Genomic DNA, 21213 nt, shown 5'->3' on the forward strand with positions numbered 1-21213 from the left:
CTAAGCTACTTAATAAAATCATAAAAAAGATTATCGTTAAAATAGAAGTAGAACTGGTTGTAACAGCCATCTTCCGTGATATAGTCGATATCGCCGGCTGGAAATTCCGCTGAAGACACGGTAATCTGGTTAATCCCTTGTGAAATCCAGAAACAGTCAACGTAATCAATCAGAGGATCCTTAATATCTGTTAAAAATTCATACCCATCTGAAGATACACCCGCTGCAGTTCCGCTGATCAGGTAGATGTCGTCCTCATGAATAGGCGGGGTCAATGAACCTTCTGCCCAAACCATATGAAAATCAGTCGATAAGGTGACTCCGTTTATCTTTGTGGTGTCCGGGAGCATGATCAGGCTTGAAATTACTTTTAAAGAATATTCTGGTAAATTATTGTCATTTAATCCCAGGTTTTGAATTTCCATGGTACTTTCTATGAAGAAATCATCGACAAAAAGACTGTCAGTGATAATGTTTGCTGTCACCCCTTCCAGGAAAACCTGGCCTGAGAAAGTCGCATTGAAACGTCCTCTTCTGAATTTATTATCCTGGCACATACGGTTCACATTACCATATCCAAAATTCATCGAGTTTTCAGCAAGATGGTAACTCACATCGCAGGCATCGATGTATCCGTAACTATTATTAACGACGAGCGAGTCACGAATCCCTTTAAAAAACGCATTCACGATTTCCAGTATGGCATCTTCTGCCCGGACATAATCCTTTGAAGACAACACATTGGGATTATAGTCCACTTCGGTGGATTTATTATTGCAGGAACCCAACCATAGCATGGGCAATAATAACACCAATATGATAATGATCAACTTCTTCATTGGGAATGGTTCACTTTAACTAATATAATAACTCGCTAATAATTACTTTTATTTCTCAAAGATAAGGAAAGAATAAGAAAAATCATTCGTATCATCCGGACCATGGTCTTCTCTCTCGATCAGATTCCATTGACTTAAGTCCAGATGAGGGAAAAAAGTATCTGCCTCAAAATCTTTATGGACCTGTGTGAGGTAAAGCTTATTGCATAACGGAAGAAATTGCTTGTAAACAGAGCCTCCCCCGATGATAAAGCTTTCATCCTGCTCATTGCATAATTCAACAGCATCTTCGATGGAATGTACCGTTGTGCATCCGTCAAATGAATCCACGGGATTGTCGGATATAACAATATTTTTCCTGTTTGGCAATGGCCGTACTGGTAAACTTTCATAAGTCAGTTTGCCCATGATCACCTGGTGATGGCCGGTAATTTTTTTAAACCTTTTAAGGTCAGCGGGTATATGCCAGAGCAATTGATTATCCTTACCGATGGCAAAATTCTCAGCTATGGCTACAATGATGGAAATCTTCTTCATACAGAAATCTTTCCTTTGATGTGAGGATGTGACTGGTAATTTACTAATTGAAAGTCTTCAAAAACAAAGCCAAAGATATTGTTTTTATCAGGGTTGATGAGCATTTGAGGCAGCGGAAATGGTACACGGCTCAATTGAAGCCTGACCTGCTCTACATGGTTCAGGTAAATGTGGGCATCCCCTAAAGTGTGGACAAAATCACCGGGCTTAAGTCCTGTAACCTGGGCCATCATCATGGTCAGCAAGGCATAGGAAGCAATGTTGAAAGGCACGCCAAGGAAGATATCACAACTTCGCTGATAGAGTTGACAGGATAATCTTCCACCGGCCACATAAAACTGGAAAAGGAGGTGGCAGGGAGGCAAGGCCATTTTATCCAGTTCTCCGACATTCCAGGCGCTCACAATATGGCGCCTTGAGTCAGGATTTTCCTTGATGGATCTGACGGCATTGGCTATCTGGTCAATATACTGCCCGTCGTGAGAGGGCCATGACCGCCATTGATATCCGTAAATATGACCGAGTTCACCATGCTCATCAGCCCATTCATCCCAAATAGTCACATTGTTGGCATGTAAATAGTCCAGGTTCGTTTCCCCTTTCAGGAACCACAATAACTCATGAATTATAGATCGCAGGTGAAGCTTTTTCGTTGTCATCACCGGAAAGCCTTGCTGAAGATCAAACCTCATCTGGTAACCGAACACGCTGATAGTACCCGTTCCGGTGCGGTCAGCTTTCTCCGCTCCATTTTTGAGCACATGTTCAATTAAATCAAGGTATTGTTTCATATTTAAATCGTAAATCGAAAATCGTCCATCGAAAATCGAAAATTTTTAATCTCCTCATCCCAGTATCATCGCAACAAGAGTAGCTGAGAGCAGTGCAGACAACCCTCCGCCGAGCAGTGCGCGGAATCCGAGGCTTGAGAGTGTCTTCCGCTGGTTTGGTGCAATAGCACTGATACCGCCAATCTGGATCCCCACCGAGGAAAAGTTGGCAAACCCACAGAGCACATAAACAGCGATAATGATTGATTTTTGATCATAAAACGCCCCGGAAGAGATGAGTTCTTTCAGGCTCGCATACCCTATCATCTCATTGAGGATTATCTTTTCACCGAGAAGCTGACCGACAAGAGGCACGTCATGCCAGTTTACCCCTAAAAGCCAGGTCAGTGGGGCAAGCGCATAGCCTAGAAGGAACTGAAGGCTGATTTTTGTATAATTGCCTCCGGTCATATCCGCAATTAAATTGTTGAGATGCGTCCAGTCGCCAATCTTTCCTATAGTGAAATTGATAAAATAGATCAGGGCGATGAAAGCAATCAGCATGGCTGCAACATTTGCTGCCAGCCTGAGCCCTGAGCCGGTCCCGTTGGCAATGGCATCAAGGATATTGCTACCAATCTTGTCTTTGGTGATTTTAATATCGCTTTCAATAGGTTCAGTCTGAGGTACGAGCATTTTGGAAGTCACCACCGCTGCCGGGGCAGCCATCACTGATGCGGTAATCAGATGCTTGGCAAATAACATTTTTCCGACCGGATCATCTCCACCCAGCAGACCGATATAGATAGCCAGCACCCCTCCTGCCATGGTTGCCATACCGGCAACCATAACGAGCATGATCTCCGATCTGTTCATTTTAGGCAAATATTCCTTGATAAGGAACGGGGCTTCAGTCTGGCCCAGAAACACGTTGCTCGAAGCAACCAGTCCTTCAGCTCCCGAAATACGCAACACTTTGGTTAAAAGCCATGCCATTCCGTACACCACTTTCTGGATAATGCCGTAATAAAATAATACACTCGTGAGGGCTGAGAAGAAGATTATCGTTGGAAGAATCTGGAAGGCAAAAGTGATCAAACCGGTTTCAACCTTATGGGTCACGAGTGATTTAAACAAAAATGCGCTGCCGGCATTGGAAGAATCAAGAATCTTTATGAAAATTTTCGCGATAAATTCAATGATTAGCTGTATTGCCGGCACCTTCAATACCGCAATTGCCAGGATAAACTGAAACAGGAGGCCGAAAACCACTACCTTCCAGCTGATTGCCCTTCGGTTCGTACTGAATAAAAAACAAATTCCTATAAGGACAATTAATCCCAACAGCCCCCTGAGTATGGAATCAATCGAAAAACCTTTTCCGGCCAGATCTATTGCTTGTGAAACTTTTACTCCCGTTTGGGCTAAAACAATATTTGGTAAAAAACTTAATATAGTCATTCTTTCTTTCTCTTTCTGATCTCATCCCTAATCTTAGAAGCTCTTTCATAATCTTCCTGATCAACAGCTTTTTCAAGCATTTCTTCCAGTTCACTCAGCGCATGTTCTTCAAATGCTGCGTTTGCAGTTTCTTCAACAGGGCCGGCCAGATCAGCAGCGGACGCAGCATTTTCATCCATAAGCATACCCGCTTCTGCCATAATCTTTTCATAAGTGAAGATCGGACATTTGAAACGAATGGCTAATGCAACAGCATCAGAAGTCCTGGAGTCAATAAGGTTTTCAACATCATTTTGCACACAGACAAGTTTAGCATGAAAAACACCTTGTTTAAACTGATCAATTATGACCTCTTTAAGCTGAACAAGAAAAGCATCGGCAAAACTTTTGAAAAGATCATGTGTCAATGGCCTGGTAGGCTTCATTTTTTCCAGTTCCACAGCAATGGCCTGGGCTTCAAATCCTCCGATAATGATTGGCAGCCTTCGTTTACCTTTTACCTCTCCCAGGATAAGGGCATAAGCACCGCTCTGCGATTGACTGTATGACATTCCTACGATCTCAAGCCTGATCTTATCCATCCACTATTCTTTTTTCAGGGTAGTTTTTTTGATGGATAAAAGTAGAATATTTTTTCTACCTGCATTATTGCTGTTGATAAAATGGGATTGTATTTTTAAAATACTTTTTTACTTTTGCTTCTCTCACTAGATTCAAAACCAAAAATCAACCCATATGAAAAAATTACTTGCTTTACTTTCTGTTTTTCTTCTGCCAATGCTGACTTTTGCCAGTGAGGCAAACCTGGTGATCCCGTCAGATATCAAGAACCAGCATATCCTTTACTGGGGCTTTCTGATCACTGTGCTAGGGTTCATGTTCGGGCTTTATCAGTTTGTGCAGGTCAAAAAGCTAAAGGCTCACCAGTCAATGCTCGATGTTGCCCAGGTTATATACGAAACCTGCAAAACCTATCTGAAGCAACAGGGTCGTTTTCTGATGATCCTTTTTGTTTTTATCGGAGCAGCCGTTGCATTTTACTTCGGTTATCTTTCACACGACCCCAATGATCCGAAAGGTGGCTTTGGTATAGGTGGTGTATTAATGATCCTGGGATGGACAGTTGTAGGTATCCTTGGCTCATATTCAGTGGCATGGTTTGGGATAAGGATGAACACCCTGGCCAACTCTAGGATGGCTTTTGCGTCTCTGGAAAGAAAACCGATCAAGCTTTTAAACATACCCCTCGCCGCAGGGATGAGTATCGGTGTAGTTTTAATCTGCGTAGAGCTGATCATGATGCTGATTATCCTGATGTTTGTACCAGGCAAATATGCCGGGGCCAGTTTTATCGGGTTTGCTATCGGTGAATCACTTGGTGCATCTGCTCTCAGGATCGCAGGCGGAATCTTTACAAAAATTGCAGACATCGGTTCTGACCTGATGAAAGTCGTTTTCAAGATCGGCGAAGATGACCCGAGAAACCCCGGAGTTATTGCCGATTGTACAGGCGACAATGCAGGGGACTCTGTTGGGCCTACTGCCGACGGCTTCGAGACTTACGGTGTAACAGGGGTGGCGTTGATCTCATTTATTTTGCTGGCTGTGCATGACATCGCCATTCAGACCCAATTGCTCACCTGGATATTTGTGATGCGAATCCTGATGATCATCACATCAATTGTTGCCTATTGGATAAACAGGGCCATTAGCCAGGCACGTTTTGGAAAAGCTGACGATATCGACTTTGAACAACCACTCACATCATTAGTCTGGATAACTTCTATTCTTTCCATATTGGTTACCTTCATAGCCAGCTATCTGATGATCGGCAACCTGGATTACCAGGTCTGGATTCCCTTATCGATCATTATCAGTTTCGGTACTCTTGGCGCCGCGCTTATACCCGAATTCACCAAGATATTCACCAGTACTAAATCACGCCACGTCCAGGAAATAGTCGAATCTTCCAAAGAAGGCGGCGCTTCCTTAACCATCTTGTCAGGATTGGTAGCAGGTAATTTCAGTGCCTTCTGGCAAGGCATGGTTTTCTTTGTTTTGATGTTTGGAGCTTACATAGCCAGCACTTATAATCTTCATGCTTTTATGGACTACCAGGCGATCTTCGCCTTTGGCCTTGTTGCATTTGGTATGCTCGGCATGGGACCTGTCACGATTGCGGTCGACAGCTACGGACCGGTTACCGATAATGCTCAGTCGATTTATGAGCTTTCGCTGATCGAAGACATTAAAGGCATCGATAAGGAAATCGAGAAAGATTTTGGTTTCAAACCGGATTTTAACAAATCAAAGCATTACCTGGAAGCTAATGATGGGGCGGGCAACACTTTCAAAGCAACGGCAAAGCCGGTATTAATCGGCACTGCTGTTGTCGGAGCCACAACAATGATCTTCTCTCTCATCCTTGTAATCAGAGAGACACTTGGCGTTCAACCCGAGCAAATCCTGAACCTGTTAAATCCTTATTCGATCCTGGGATTCATCCTTGGTGGCGCAGTGGTTTACTGGTTCTCCGGCGCTTCGATCCAGGCTGTTTCCACAGGTGCAAACCGGGCTGTTGCTTACATCAAAGAGAATATCAACCTTGACCCGAATGCCGAAAAGAAAGCTTCTGTGGAAAAATCAAAGGAGGTAGTGAAAATCTGCACGGTATATGCTCAAAAAGGCATGTTCAACATCTTTATCGCGATTTTCTTTTTTGCACTTGCATTTGCATGCCTTGCAGCACCAATGAATTTCGATGAAACGGGTACTGCTGCTGAAAAGCTGAATGCCGCTATGCCGGTTTCGCTATTCGTCAGTTATCTTATTTCAATTGCAGTCTTTGGTCTGTTCCAGGCTATTTTCATGGCAAATGCCGGTGGAGCATGGGATAATGCCAAGAAGGTGGTCGAAGTCGACCTGAAACAAAAAGGCACTCCCCTTCATGACGCTACCGTAATTGGTGATACCGTGGGAGACCCATATAAGGATACCAGTTCAGTTGCCCTCAACCCGATCATTAAGTTCACCACCCTCTTCGGTTTACTGGCAATGCAGATAGCCCTTGCAGCTCAATTCAGGGATATTGCACCTTACTTCGGTGTTGCCTTCCTGATGGTTTCACTGGTATTCGTCTACCGTAGTTTCTATAAAATGAGGATCAGGCAATAAAATAGCAAAAGGGACTCCATCCCTTGGGATGGAGTCCCTTTAAATAATCTTAAAATGAATTCTGAAAATTTTTTAAAAAGGCACCTGGGGCCCGGGGAGCACGACCTGGATAAAATGCTGAAAGTCATAGGAATAAACTCGATAAACCAACTTATCGATGAAACTATTCCTGCTTCGATCCGCCTTTCCGGAGACCTCGATCTTCCTGATGGCATGAGCGAGCATGAATATTTGAATCATATCAGGGAACTGGGCAAAAAGAATAAATTATTCAAAACATATATCGGGTTAGGTTATTACGGGACCATTACACCACCGGTTATTCAGCGTAATATCCTGGAAAATCCGGGCTGGTACACTTCCTATACCCCTTACCAGGCAGAAATTTCACAAGGCAGGTTAGAAGCTCTTCTGAACTTCCAAACCATGATCGCTGACCTCACCGGGCTGCCTATTGCCAATGCTTCTTTGCTGGATGAGGCCACTGCAGCAGCTGAAGCCATGATCATGGCCTTCAACTCGCGGCCAAGGGACCTGGTAAAAAGAAATGCCTGCAAATTTTTTGTTTCTGTCAATGTCTTCCCTCAGACCCTGGCTGTAATCCTGACCCGGGCTATCCCGCTTGGGATTGAAATTATTACCGGCAATCATGCAGGGTTTGTCTTTACCGATGAGTTTTTTGGCGGAATAGTGCAATATCCTGATCAATTCGGAGAAATCCATCTTTATGAAGACTTTGTTAAATGCGTCCATGAAAAGCAAGGAGTGGCTGTCGTTGCTGCTGATCTTTTGAGTCTTGTCTTACTGGCACCGCCAGGTGAATGGGGAGCAGATGTAGTTGTCGGGTCAAGCCAACGTTTCGGGATCCCGTTAGGCTTTGGAGGCCCTCACGCTGGTTTTTTTGCCTCAAAAGATGATTATAAAAGAAATATGCCTGGCAGGATCATTGGGATATCAAAGGATGCCAATGGCACTACAGCACTCAGGATGGCCCTTCAAACACGCGAGCAACATATTAAACGCGAAAGAGCAACATCCAATATCTGCACGGCGCAGGCATTGCTTGCCATCATGGCAGGAATGTACGCTGCCTATCATGGCCCGCATGGACTCAGGCAAATAGCAGCGAAAATTCATGCACTCGCTGTTTTACTATCGGAAAAAATTGAAAAAATCGGCTATCATCAGACCAATAACCTGTTCTTTGATACCTTAAAAGTTAAACTTCCGGCGGGAGTCGGGAAGAATGTAGTTGAAACTATCGCCCTGCAAAATGGCATGAACTTCAGGTTTATCAATGATGGCACTATTGGTATCAGCCTGGATGAAACCACTACAGACGATGATGTCAAAAACATCCTGGATGTCCTTGCAGAAGCAGCCGGAAAGAAACAGTCTGAAGAAGTATTTTCGACCATTAGTAATGAACATACACAACTTTGGCCTGGTACGCTGATCAGAAAGAGCCCTATGCTCTCAGCCCCATGCTTTAACCGTTATCATTCGGAAACCGAAATGATGCGTTACATGAAAAAGCTGGAAAACAGAGATCTTGCTCTCAACAGGACTATGATACCGCTTGGTTCATGCACAATGAAACTTAACGCAGCAGCTGAGATGTTTTCGCTCAGCTGGCCTGAATTTGGTGCCGTACATCCGTTTGTCCCGGCTGATCAGGCTTCCGGCTACTATGAAATGATACATAACCTGGAGAAAGACTTATGCGAGATCACAGGCTTTGCGGCAATTTCACTGCAACCTAATTCCGGTGCTTCCGGAGAATATACAGGGCTTCTGGTAATCCGGCAGTATCACCTCAACTGTGGGGACAATCATCGAAATATTTGCCTGATTCCGGCATCGGCCCATGGCACAAACCCAGCAAGTGCCGTTATGGCTGGAATGCAGGTGGTAGTTATCAAAACTGACCAGGAAGGTAATATTGATTTACAGGATCTGAAGGAGAATGCATCAGCACACAGCCAGAACCTGGCTGCCATGATGATCACTTATCCTTCTACTCATGGAGTGTTCGAAGAAAATATACGCGAAGTCATAGAGGTAGTTCATCAGCATGGTGGGCAGGTTTATATGGATGGTGCAAATATGAACGCGCAGGTGGGTTATACCCACCCCGGAACTATAGGGGCTGATGTTTGCCACCTGAATCTTCATAAAACTTTCGCTATCCCGCATGGAGGCGGAGGTCCGGGAGTAGGCCCGATCGGTGTGGCCAGGCATCTGGTACCATTCCTTCCCTCCCATCCAATGATTAAAACCGGTGGTGATAAAGCAATTAGCGCGGTTTCAGCCGCACCTTATGGCAGCGCACTTATCCTTCCTATTTCATACGGGTATATTAAAATGCTCGGAAAAAAAGGATTGAAAGAAGCGACCGCATATGCCATCCTGAATGCTAATTATATCAAATCAAGGCTGGAAGGGCATTACAAGATATTGTATACCGGTAAAAATGGCTGGGCAGCGCATGAAATGATCCTCGATTGCAATGAGTTCCATAAAACCGCAGACATTACTGTGGTCGATATTGCGAAAAGAATGATGGATTATGGCATTCACGCACCTACCGTAGCATTTCCCGTTCATGGCACCCTGATGGTTGAGCCAACAGAAAGTGAACCTCTTTCTGAGCTTGACCGTTTCTGCGATGCAATGATCCGGATACGTGAAGAGATAAAAGAAATAGAAACCGGGCAAGCTGATAAAACTGATAATGTTATCAAACATGCACCCCATACGGCTCAAATGTTGACAGCAGAAGAATGGAACTTCCCGTATACAAGGCAGAAAGCAGCTTTCCCCATTGCGAATATGTTTCAGGACAAATATTTTCCACCTGTGACAAGAATAGATGATGCTTTTGGCGACAGGAATCTGATTTGTACATGCAATCCGACAGAAGATTATCAATAGTTAGTTTGTTTGTAATATAATTATTGTATATTTGCAACCTCATTCGATAGAATTCCATTTATTTCTCATAAACCCAATTTTAATCGGAATTAGAAAATTTACGGCTTTTACGCTTGGGTGTTTTCTTTTTTTAAACTGATTTTCCTGGTAAAAGTTTTGTTATTGTTCATTTATTAAAAAAACAAGATGTACGATATTATTGAATTAAACGGCAAGTCGTTGCCTGAATTACAAGAGATTGCAAAGGGTTTAAATGTCCCTAAGTATGAAAAGCTGATGAAGCAGGATCTGGTATATCAAATTCTGGATCAGCAAGCGCTCATTCCTGCAAAGGATGAGAAGCCGGGTTTTATCCCTGATATAAATAAATCCAAAAGGGGCCGGAAGAAAAAAATTATCACCGAAGAACCTAAGCAAGTTGCAGAAGATCATCCTCAAGAAGAGCGCAGGATTAGCCCCAGGTTTAATCAACGGCAGCAAAATATGCCTGAAACTATTGATAAACCATTGGAGGAAAATAAACCTGCCGAAGAAAGAAGGCCAAAACTGGTGAAAAAGATAGAGAGAAAACCGGTCAATGATTATGTAGAAAATAAACCCTTCACTAGCGAGGTCGAAAAAGATAATGATCTTTTATTGCCTGAAATAGTGAATGGTGACGCTGACGATGATATCATTGTCAACCCGGAATCAGAGTCAGGAGCCGGGATAGAAACCATTCCACAGGTTGAGAAGTCTGAATCTGAAATAGAAGGATTCACCCCAACTAAAGATGAGGATTTCCAGGCACCTATGCGTGACCCCAGTTTCAGGCCACGGTTAACCAAGAAAAGAGATGAGTTTCCTTTTGAATATGAAGGTTTTATCAATGCGGAAGGTGTCCTGGAAATCATGCCTGACGGTTATGGCTTTCTGAGATCTTCCGATTATAATTACCTCAATTCTCCTGATGATATTTATGTATCGCAATCACAGATCAAATTATTTGGTTTGAAAACCGGGGATACCGTTGAGGGTAGCATCCGCCCGCCAAAAGAGGGCGAAAAATACTTCCCTCTTATTAAAGTTGAGATGATCAATGGTCGTAAACCGGAAGAAGTCCGCGACAGGATCCCGTTCGACTTTCTGACTCCGCTTTTCCCACAAACAAAATTTAAGATCACTGACTACCCCGATGCCAGTATCACTACGAGAGTCATCGATATGTTCTGCCCTATTGGTAAAGGTCAGAGAGGCCTGATCGTTGCACAGCCAAAAACCGGAAAAACCGTTATCCTGCAGGAAATTGCCAACGCAATTGCATATAACCATCCGGAAGCCTTTCTGATCGTCCTGCTGATCGATGAAAGACCAGAGGAGGTTACCGATATGCAAAGGCATGTAAATGCAGAGGTAATATCTTCGACTTTTGATGAACCGGCTGAAAGACATGCTAAAATTGCCAATATTGTCCTGGAAAAAGCCAAAAGGCTTGTGGAATGCGGACATGATGTAGTCATCCTGCTGGATTCAATTACAAGGCTGGCAAGGGCTTATAATACCGTCTCACCGGCATCAGGCAAGGTTCTTTCAGGCGGGGTTGAGTCAAACGCACTCCAGAAACCTAAAAGATTTTTCGGAGCTGCCAGGCAAATTGAAAATGGTGGATCACTCACAATTATTGCCACCGCTCTGATCGACACTGGTTCCAAAATGGATGAAGTGATCTTTGAGGAATTCAAAGGAACCGGTAATATGGAGTTGCAGCTCGACAGGAAACTGTCGAATAAACGGATCTACCCGGCAATTGATATCGTCGCTTCAAGCACACGCCGTGAAGAACTCCTGGTTGATAAAGAATCTCTTCAAAGGATCTGGATTCTCAGGAACCATTTAGCCGATATGAACCCTCTGGAAGCAATGGAGTTCCTGAAAGATAAAATGAAATTTACACGGAGTAATGAGGAGTTTCTGATTTCGATGAACTCTTAAAGGATTGTTCCGGTCGGCTGCATCTTTGCGGGCCTGTCTTTCATTGAAAATTTATTTAAGCTCTGCTGATTGATTCTAATTGAAGGATTTTTTGATGTATGTCAATAATCTTTTTCAATTGCCATAACAATCATCTTTTCAGGTTTTTTTCACTATTTATTAACACCAATTTTGGTGATAAATTCAGTGCTTACGGGGCATAAACCGGGTCAGTATGTCGTACATTTGACCCATGGAAGAAAACAGCCGTTACAACCCGCCAGAAAAACTAAAAGGCTTTTCCAGGAAGCCTTTTGAGAGGAGAACCACTAATCAGGATAATGCATTTGAACACGGGAAAGTACAACCCCAGGCGGTCGACCTGGAAGAGGCTGTGTTAGGGGCTATCATGCTGGAAAAAGATGCCCTTACTTCTGTCATCGATATCCTCAAACCTGATGTCTTTTACAAGGATCAGCATAAAGTCATCTATACTTCGATCATGAGTTTATTTGGCCGCTCCGAGCCGGTTGACATCCTGACCGTCACGAGTGAGCTGAAAAAGAATGGTGATCTGGAACTGGCCGGAGGGGCTTATTACATCACCCAGCTTACCAACCGGGTGGCTTCTTCTGCAAATGTTGAATACCACGCACACATTATCATTCAAAAATATATCCAGCGGGAACTGATCCGGATCTCATCCGAAATCATCAAAGACTCATTTGAAGATACCATGGATGTCTTTGATATGCTTGACAAAGCTGAACAAGGATTGTTTACGGTCAGTGACAGTAACCTCAGGCGCAACACCATGGATATGAACACCCTGGTGAAGGAAGCGTTGCAATATATTGAAGCTGCAAAAAATCAGCAGACAGAATTGCGCGGGGTGCCATCCGGATTTACCGAACTCGATCGTATAACTTCAGGCTGGCAACGGTCGGACCTGATCATCCTTGCTTCACGCCCCGGTATGGGGAAAACGGCACTGGCCCTTACAATGGCCCGTAATATAGCTGTTGATTTTCATAAACCGGTGGCTTTATTTTCGCTTGAAATGTCTTCTGTCCAGCTCGTCACACGTCTGATATCTGCCGAATCAGGGCTTCCTGCTGAAAAACTTCGTAAAGGCGACCTGGCAGATTATGAATGGGAACAACTCAACTCAAAGATCAGCCGGCTCATTGATGCGCCCATATTTATAGACGATACGCCTGCCCTTTCGATTTTCGAGCTGCGGGCTAAATGCCGGCGGCTCAAAGCGCAGCATAATATCGAAATGGTTTTTGTAGACTACCTTCAGCTTATGACCGGCAATTATGACCGCCAGGGTAACCGCGAACAGGAGATCAGCAATATTTCCCGGTCGCTGAAAAGCCTTGCCAAAGAACTTGATATTCCTGTCCTGGCCCTGTCACAGTTAAGCCGTGCCGTGGAAACACGGGGTGGTTCTAAAAAGCCTATCCTTTCCGACTTGCGTGAATCAGGCGCCATCGAGCAGGATGCCGACCTTGTGCTTTTCATTTACCGGCCCGAATATTACAACATCGACCAGTTGGACGATGGCACACCGACTTCCGGACTGGCCCAGATCAGTGTGGCTAAACACAGGAACGGGCCTTTAGGTGAAAGAAACCTGAAGTTCGTGGCCCGCTATGCCCGTTTCTTAGATTACGATGCTGTCGAACCGGATTCCGGGCCAGGCAATGGCAACCTGCCGGAAAAACTCCGGACTATTTCTTCAAAGATGAACGATATGGAAGATGAGGATACCCCGTTCTAGCCGGGTTTCTTCAGTATTTCTCCCCATCCTCATTAATCATAGGGACAAACCTGACCGGTAAGACGCTTTTCTTTTGAAGTTTACCTGATTCTTTTTCGAGCAGGATCAGATTTTGTGTATATTCTCCACCTACAGGAATAATCATCCTTCCCCCTTCAGCAAGTTGCGCTTCTAACATTTCCGGTATATTGGCCGGTGCGCAAGTAACAATAATCGCGTCATAAGGGGCGTGTTCCGCCCATCCCTGGTAACCATCACCGATCCTGACAAAAACATTGGAATAGCCCAATTCATTGAGTGTTTTGATTGCCGATAGGCCGAGTGAGCGGAATATTTCTATAGTAAAAACAGAATCACAGATCTCGGCCAGGATAGCGGCCTGGTATCCCGAACCCGTGCCGATTTCCAACACTTTGTCCTCCTTTTTAAGTTCAAGAGCTTCGGTCATAAAGGCCACAATATAAGGTTGGGAAATAGTCTGGCCTTCACCAACCGGCAAGGGATAATCTTCATATGCTTCATTACGGTATGCTGCCGGTACGAAGCGGTGGCGTTCCACTTTCAACATCGCTCCTAGTACTTTTTCATCTTTAATACCCCTTGACCTGATCTGGTACCGGACCATTGCAGCCCTCTCTTCCGAATAATTGACCGGATCTTTAATCTGGGACATGCAGGTGTGATTTAACAGTATTGTTATTACTGCTAAAATAATGAATAATTTACCATCAATATTTAATAGTTTTCTAACCAAGCACTTTAGCTACTAATTCTGCAGCGTCCTCAAGCCGGATGGCAGATTGGACCTTCAGACCTGATTCGTCGATAATCTTTGCCCCTTCCTCAGCATTGGTGCCCTGCAGCCTCACAATTATCGGCACACGGATCTCGCCAATATTCCTGTAAGCATCTACGATACCCTGGGCAACACGGTCGCACCTTACAATACCGCCGAAAATATTGACCAGGATAGCCTTAACATTAGGGTCTTTAAGTATTATCCTGAAAGCTTCCTCAACACGTTTTGCATCAGCTGTGCCGCCAACATCAAGGAAATTGGAAGGGGATGCACCTGATAATTTGATAATATCCATAGTTGCCATGGCAAGCCCTGCGCCATTGACCATACATCCCACGTTTCCGTCAAGTTTGACATAGCTGAGCCTGAATTTACTTGCCTCTACTTCGATGGGGTCCTCTTCGTGATAATCGCGCATTTCCTGGATGTCCGGGTGACGGTAGAGCGCATTGTCATCTATAGCCACCTTGGCATCAGCGGCAAAGATTTTATCATCAGCGGCCTTAATGACCGGGTTAATCTCAAACAGTTTTGCATCAGACTGAATATAAGCCTCGTATAATGCATGGACAAATTTAACCATGTTTTTAAACGCATCTTCGTGCAATCCCAGGTTATAAGCTATTCTCCTGGCCTGGAAAGGCATCAGGCCGGTCCGTGGGTCAATTTCTTCCTTAAAGATCTGGTCGGGTGTTTCTTCAGCGACTGCTTCAATGTCCATCCCGCCGCGCGGTGAATACATGATCATATTGCGTCCTATGGCCCTGTTAAGCAACACGCTCATATAAAACTCTTTGGTTTCCGAAGGACCCTTGTAAAAAATATTCTGTTCAACGAGGATTTTCCTGACTTCCTTTCCTTCCGGGCCGGTTTGAGGGGTAACAAGCTGCATCCCGATAATCTGCCGGGCAAATTGCTCTACTTCCTCAAGGGATTTAGCCACTTTAACACCGCCTCCTTTACCGCGTCCGCCGGCATGGATCTGGGCTTTAACCGCCCACCGGTCAGAGCCGGTATCTTCCTGTATCTGTTCAGCAGCCCTGACAGCTTCGTCGGGTGTATAGGCCACGATTCCCGCCGGCACTGCAACCTTGTATCTTTTCAGGATAGATTTCCCCTGGTATTCATGTAAATTCATGTGTGAAATTTTTAAAGACCTGTTCGGCAAAATTAATCCTTTTCGATTATTTAAGAAGGTAAAATTTTCAATACTGAGTTCACTTTTAAAAGTGTAAAAAATCAAAATTGCCACCAAAACACCAATTCACAAAATATCACCAAATATTGATTATCAACTTAATAACATTGGTGAGTTTTGGTGTTTTAGTGCTTTTGTGGCAAAAAATGAACTTATGTTGGGGGTGCTATTTTTGATATTTCCCAGTAAATAGGAAATATATCAAATCAAAAACCGGATTTCATCAATGGAATGGACTATATCCTTATCCTCAAAGGCTGGGTTTCATCAATTATATCCCTGAAGGATTTCATTGATAATTATTGTTGTCTGATCATTTATTATATATTCCGGTAATTCACTATTTAAGGGTTTGAAAATTGCAATAACCCTTCCTTTCCCTTTTAAATCAAGATATTGTTCCCTGGAGGGCACAAAACGATAGGAAGGAAGCCCGGTGTAGAACATCGATTCAATATAATGCTGGCCCTTTACATTGAAAATAACAGCATTTTCAGGTAATTTAAGAGACTGAAAAATATTTTTATTGTGTAAAAGCATTCGTGAATATGAATTATCATCTTTCCATAAAGTATGAATTGCCTGAATCCGTTCTATATTGAATCTTGAGGAGACTAATAAAAGTATTGCTAAAATGATTATCAGATGCTTAACCCATGGTTTTATATGCAACGTTGAAATATAATTCAGGCCATAGTCCAGCAAAGCTGCTAAAGAAATAAAGATGAACATGGCAGTTATGGTTGTAAAAGAAGGCATTTTAGTTTGAACCAATGAGAAAAAAAGATAGACGATAACAATCATACTTATAATTGACAGGTATAATTTTCTGTCGGTAATCTTTTGATACATGACAATAAATGCCGGTATGATTAAAAAAGACGTGATACTTCCATACAAGGTATCAAATTGATCAAAATGATACCAGAAAGTACCACCGTGGCCATCAAGAGATTCGAATATATGCCTCACATTAAACTGTTGGGCAAGTTTTGCCTCGGCCGGGTAATTTATAAAAGTGAATACCTGCCATGGCAGGGCGATAATAATTGTAATAATTGCCGATAAGAGTAAATCTTTCAGGTTGTTGTATTTAAATTTTCTTTCGCGCACCTTTAATACAAACCAACCGGAGTAGACCAGCAAACCAGGCAGCCATTTGCATAATATGGCAAAACCTGAAAAAAGGCCTATGAGATAAATCCATAGCTTTTTTTTAGAATAATGGTATTCAATAAAAGCCCAGATGCTCAACGAAACATATGCAAGAAACGATAAATCATTATGGTCAACCATTAGCCTGCCGGCTATCAATTCGAAGATATAAAAAGAAGTGATGAACAAAATTCCGGTTAAATATCCCGTTCTATTATTGACCAATAATTTCCCGGAACGATATCCGATGAAAACCAGGACAACACCTAAGATAACACTGGGTAACCTTAAAGCAAATTCAGATACCCCAAATAATCTGAAGCTGATTGCAATCTGCCATAAAAATAGTGGCTGTTTATGCAACCAGATATGATATCTATCCCACCTGTCGTAGGGCATATTTACGATTGGATCATCGTACAAAGTCAGCTTTAAAGGGTGATTAAGTAAGTTTTTCGCAACCAGGGCATGAAATCTTTCATCATATATATTTAAAAAGGGATCGAGTAAGCCTGCAAAGCAATAAATTAAGATAGCTGTCAACATCAAAAAAATGACGGAAAGCTTTTGCTTTTCTCGCAAATGAAATTTAAGACTTAACAGAAAACAAATCAGTCCCGATAAGAGGAGAATTATCTGATTATCATTAAAATATGTTTTAAACATAGAAAATTTCCTGCTCTTTTATCACCACCAATCCTTTTAAATAATGATTAAGCAAAGTAAAAATAATTAAAAGACGCTCAATTGATTAAATAAATATTTGGGTAAATCCTGGGAGTTCCACTAACGACTAACGACTAACGACTCTCCCCCATGCAATACTTAAACCGCGATTTCGTTATATCTTTGTTTTTTTAACGCATCAAACCATGCTTGTTGCTCAAGGGATCCATAAATCATTCGGAGATCTTAAAGTCCTGAAAGGTATTGATTTATCTGTCAGGGAGAAAGAAATTGTGTCAATAGTAGGATCATCCGGTGCGGGGAAATCCACTTTATTGCATATTCTTGGCACACTTGACAAGCCCGATTCCGGAAGCATTTTTTATGACAATAAGCCTGTCACTGAACTAAATGAAGAGGCACTGGCTGCATTTCGCAATAAAACAATCGGTTTTGTTTTCCAGTTTCACCATCTTCTTCCTGAATTTACAGCGCTGGAGAACGTTTGCATCCCGGCCTTCATCGGCAGGGTTCCCCGAAAGGAAGCCGAAGAGCGGGCTAAAAAGCTTCTCGGTATAATGAACCTCTCAGACCGGCTGACCCATAAGCCTTCTGCCCTTTCGGGCGGCGAGCAGCAGCGGGTTGCCGTTGCACGTGCACTTATCAACCACCCACGTATTGTATTGGCTGATGAACCTTCCGGAAATCTCGATTCGGCTGCTGCTAAAGAGCTTCACCAGTTATTCTTCAGTCTCCGCGACCAGATCGGGCAGACTTTTATCATCGTTACCCATAACCTGGAACTTGCAAAAATGGCCGACCGGATGATCACCATGAAAGACGGAAAAATTGGCTGAGCCTGAACATTCCTGTTCACACTTTGTTGTTCATAATAAGTTATCCTGACGGGAAGTGAAGCCATATTAAGATATTAATTTTGATGAAGATTTAATGCTGAGTAAACATACCATGACCTCTCGATATAAGGCAGGATTCTTTTTTCTGGTCTTCGTTATTTTTTTTGCAATGGCCGGATACGCCCAGGAAAATGCAGATGAATACCGGAAGACCATTGAAATGGCCGACAGCTATTTTACGAAAGGGGATTATATCAATGCCAAGGCCTCTTACCAGATTGCTGTCAGACTTGCACCGGAAGACCAGTATCCCAAAGACCGTCTTCAGCAATCGCTTGATATGATCAAAGTCCAGATGTACCAGAATTCATTGTACCAGCAAAAGATTCAACTGGCAGATGATTTGTTGGGGAAAAATGACCTGGAAGCCGCATTAAAAACATACCAGGAAGCATTAGTAATACTCCCTGGTGACAGTTACGCTGGCGGAAAGGTGCAGGAGATCAGTAAAAATATGACTGATGCCAAACTGCAGGAAGAAAATTTTCAAAATAGCATTATCAAAGGGGATCAATTTCTTAAGGAAGGAAAACTTGAAAATGCATTGACAGAATATCGTAATGCTTCTTCCCTGAAGCCTGCGGAAATATACCCGAAAGAAAAAGCCGGCCAAATTGAAAAATTATTGGCAGATAAGAAATCCATAACAGGCGATTACGATAGCTTCCTCCAGGCAGCTGACTTTGCGGTTTCACGCAATAAATACGGTGAAGCCATCAGTAATTTAGAGCAAGCCATTAAGCTGAAGCCGGATGAAACCATTCCAAAGCAGAAACTGGCAGAAGCACTAAATCTGAAAACTGCCTGGGATTCCTACGCTGCAATTATTAATGATGCGGATGATCTTTACATCTCAAAAGATTTTGAGAAAGCGAAGGAAAAATATCTGCAAGCCCAGTCCATCAAGCCTGCTGACGAATACCCCAAACGCATGCTTGAGAAAATCGATATCGCCCTGATGGACCTTTCCAAGGCTAACCGGTCGAGCTATGAATTTACAATTGCCCTGGCAGATAAGCTTTTTAATCAGCAGGACTATGAACAGGCGATTGTAGAATATAATAATGCACTGCGTTTCAAACCGGATGAGGAATATGCCAAACAGCGGATAAGCGACATCAACAATGCCCTGAGCCTGAGAAAGTCCCAGGAAGAGGCCTATATGCAGAGCATTGCAAAAGCTGACGAACTATATAAGGAAGAACTTTATGAAGAAGCACGGGATGAATATACCAGGGCATCAGGGATCAAATCGTTGGAGCAATATCCAAAAGTAAAGGTAGATGAGATCAACACTTTACTTTCGAAGTTGGCAAGCCAGAGAGGGGTATATGATAATCTTATTAAAGGGGCTGACCGCCTGTTCTTTTCGGATGAATATGTGGAAGCCCGCGAACAATACCGTGCAGCTCTTGATTTGTTCCCAAAAGAGCAGTATCCAATAGACCAGATCACGATGATCAATGAAATCCTCGGGAGGCGCGACAAGTATGTCAAAGCTGTCACAAAGGCTGACCAGCTTTTATACGACAAGAAGTTTGATGAAGCCATACGTGAATTCCGGAATGCCGCGGGAATTAACCCTGAGGAGGAATATCCGCTTCAAAAGATCAAAGAGATCGAAACTATCATAGCTGACAAGACAAAGCAGCAAAAAGCCTTAGAAGATCAGAAACGACAAGTACTTGCTGATGAGGATAATTCGATGTCAGAAAAAGAATACCAGGAAGCTTTAGCCGCTTATCAAGAAGTTAAAGTATATGAAGTAGGTCCCGACTCCGCTGAAATTCCTGCTTTTGTAGCTGCTGACCAACAGTATCAGGATATCATCGCAACTGCTGACAGCTCTCTTCTCGAACAGGACTACCGGACGGCCTTAGCCGATTACCAGTCGGCGCAGAAGCTCAAACCTGGTGAACAATACCCAAAAGAAAAGATTTCAGAAATTGAGAATGCCCTTACTGAAATAACCCGTCAGGAAGAAATCCTGAAGAAATACAATGAAGCTGTTGCTTTCGCCGATAAGCATCTTCTTGACAAGGATTACGAAAATGCTATCTATGAGTTCCAGGTGGCCAACAGTCTGAAACCGGATGAACCTTATCCGCTAAGAAAGATTTCTGAGATAGAAGTTATAAAAGAAGAAATCAGGAAACAAAAAGAAATCGATAATCAATACAGCAAAATTTTAGCCAGTGCTGAAGAATATTTGAAAAAGGAACAATATGAAGAAGCACGGGCTGCCTACCAGGAAGCCCTGAAAGTTAAACCTGCGGAAGACTTTCCCAACAAACAGATCATCGATATCAACCGGAAGCTTGAATTTATCGCAGCTGAGCGTGATCAGGCATACCAATCTGCTATTTCTAAAGCTGATAATTATTTTGACCAGCAGAATTTCGATATGGCCAAACTTCAATACGACCGTGCATTGGAGCTTAAACCAAATGAGCTTTATCCCCTGGACAAGATGAAGGCGGTCAATGAACAAATAATGAAGAAAAGGCAGTTGATCCAGGAAGAATACGATAAAGCAATCGCTGATGCCGATAAGTTTTATGCTTCGAAAATCTATGACAATGCCATTGATTCCTACCGCGCTTCATTTGTTTTAAAGCCTGAAGAAGAGTACCCCAGGGAAATGGTTCGCCGCATCTTAAAACTCCTCAGTGAACGATCCATTGTTCAGATCAACAAAGATCCTTTACTTATCGCGAATAATACCCAGCATAAATTCGAATTCATCCCTGTGCCTGTCAAAGACCGTAAAAGCAACTATATATTCTTCAAAGCCAGAAATGTTTCAAAAGTAGATTACAAACTGATCATCAGTTTTGGGAAAGACCAGACCAAGAACGGTGGTGTTGTCGTAAAAGTTCCTGCCGGGGAAGACCTGTTCGAGTTTGTTGTAAGGATCAGCGCACAATATAAATGGTTCAGCGATGACAATAACTGGATCACATTCTATCCTGAAGGAGGAGACTTTGAAGTGTCATTAATGCAGATTTCTTACAGCGATTAAGCTGG

Annotated in this window: 14 protein-coding genes; 6 read left to right on the forward strand and 8 right to left on the reverse strand. The window is 43.1% G+C overall.

Features of this window, described 5'->3' with window-relative positions; genetic code table 11:
• Positions 1–5: 5 nt before the first annotated feature.
• The 5 genes from M0Q51_10160 to M0Q51_10180 are packed head-to-tail and all read right to left on the reverse strand — an operon-like array spanning position 6 to position 4188.
• Positions 6–839 (reverse strand): hypothetical protein, encoded by an 834-nt coding sequence (locus M0Q51_10160; GenBank protein MCK9400337.1) that lies wholly within the window; start codon positions 837–839, stop codon positions 6–8.
• A gap of 48 nt (positions 840–887) precedes the next feature.
• Positions 888–1376, reverse strand: a complete 489-nt coding sequence (locus tag M0Q51_10165; GenBank protein MCK9400338.1) for a dihydrofolate reductase — start codon at positions 1374–1376, stop codon at positions 888–890.
• The gene (locus M0Q51_10170; protein ID MCK9400339.1) at positions 1373–2167 is read right to left on the reverse strand and encodes a thymidylate synthase; all 795 of its coding nucleotides are present in this window, start codon (positions 2165–2167) and stop codon (positions 1373–1375) included. The genes M0Q51_10165 and M0Q51_10170 overlap by 4 nt, the downstream gene beginning before the upstream one ends.
• Before the next feature lie 54 nt (positions 2168–2221).
• Positions 2222–3607, reverse strand: a complete 1386-nt coding sequence (locus tag M0Q51_10175; GenBank protein ID MCK9400340.1) for a Na+ dependent nucleoside transporter — start codon at positions 3605–3607, stop codon at positions 2222–2224.
• Positions 3604–4188, reverse strand: a complete 585-nt coding sequence (locus M0Q51_10180; protein MCK9400341.1) for a bifunctional nuclease family protein — start codon at positions 4186–4188, stop codon at positions 3604–3606. Before M0Q51_10180 ends, M0Q51_10175 begins: the two co-directional genes overlap by 4 nt.
• A gap of 154 nt (positions 4189–4342) precedes the next feature.
• Between M0Q51_10180 and M0Q51_10185 the strand changes: the two genes are divergently transcribed.
• From M0Q51_10185 to dnaB, 4 genes are all read left to right on the forward strand, one after another.
• On the forward strand, positions 4343–6781 hold the full coding sequence (locus M0Q51_10185; GenBank protein ID MCK9400342.1) for a sodium-translocating pyrophosphatase: 2439 nt from the start codon (positions 4343–4345) through the stop codon (positions 6779–6781).
• A gap of 54 nt (positions 6782–6835) precedes the next feature.
• The gene (gene gcvP / locus M0Q51_10190) at positions 6836–9715 is read left to right on the forward strand and encodes an aminomethyl-transferring glycine dehydrogenase (GenBank protein MCK9400343.1); all 2880 of its coding nucleotides are present in this window, start codon (positions 6836–6838) and stop codon (positions 9713–9715) included.
• A gap of 186 nt (positions 9716–9901) precedes the next feature.
• Positions 9902–11686 (forward strand): transcription termination factor Rho, encoded by a 1785-nt coding sequence (rho, locus tag M0Q51_10195; protein MCK9400344.1) that lies wholly within the window; start codon positions 9902–9904, stop codon positions 11684–11686.
• Positions 11687–11918: 232 nt separating this feature from the next.
• Positions 11919–13451: a replicative DNA helicase gene (dnaB, locus tag M0Q51_10200; protein MCK9400345.1), complete on the forward strand. Its 1533-nt coding sequence runs from the start codon at positions 11919–11921 to the stop codon at positions 13449–13451.
• A gap of 10 nt (positions 13452–13461) precedes the next feature.
• Here dnaB and M0Q51_10205 read toward each other — a convergent pair whose 3' ends face one another.
• The 3 genes from M0Q51_10205 to M0Q51_10215 form a co-directional block, all read right to left on the reverse strand.
• Complete coding sequence (locus M0Q51_10205) at positions 13462–14124, reverse strand: protein-L-isoaspartate(D-aspartate) O-methyltransferase (protein ID MCK9400346.1); 663 nt, start codon at positions 14122–14124, stop codon at positions 13462–13464.
• Between the two features lie 73 nt (positions 14125–14197).
• Complete coding sequence (gene sucC / locus M0Q51_10210; GenBank protein MCK9400347.1) at positions 14198–15388, reverse strand: ADP-forming succinate--CoA ligase subunit beta; 1191 nt, start codon at positions 15386–15388, stop codon at positions 14198–14200.
• A gap of 327 nt (positions 15389–15715) precedes the next feature.
• Positions 15716–17146, reverse strand: coding sequence for a glycosyltransferase family 39 protein (locus M0Q51_10215; GenBank protein MCK9400348.1), 1431 nt, complete (start codon positions 17144–17146; stop codon positions 15716–15718).
• A gap of 329 nt (positions 17147–17475) precedes the next feature.
• On the opposite strand from M0Q51_10215, the gene M0Q51_10220 reads away from it, so the two are divergent.
• Together M0Q51_10220 and M0Q51_10225 are read left to right on the forward strand one after the other, a co-directional pair.
• Complete coding sequence (locus tag M0Q51_10220; protein ID MCK9400349.1) at positions 17476–18126, forward strand: ABC transporter ATP-binding protein; 651 nt, start codon at positions 17476–17478, stop codon at positions 18124–18126.
• 94 nt (positions 18127–18220) lie between these two features.
• Complete coding sequence (locus M0Q51_10225; GenBank protein MCK9400350.1) at positions 18221–21208, forward strand: hypothetical protein; 2988 nt, start codon at positions 18221–18223, stop codon at positions 21206–21208.
• Positions 21209–21213 lie beyond the last annotated feature (5 nt).

The organism is Bacteroidales bacterium (genome assembly GCA_023229505.1).
Taxonomy (GTDB): domain Bacteria; phylum Bacteroidota; class Bacteroidia; order Bacteroidales; family JAGOPY01; genus JAGOPY01.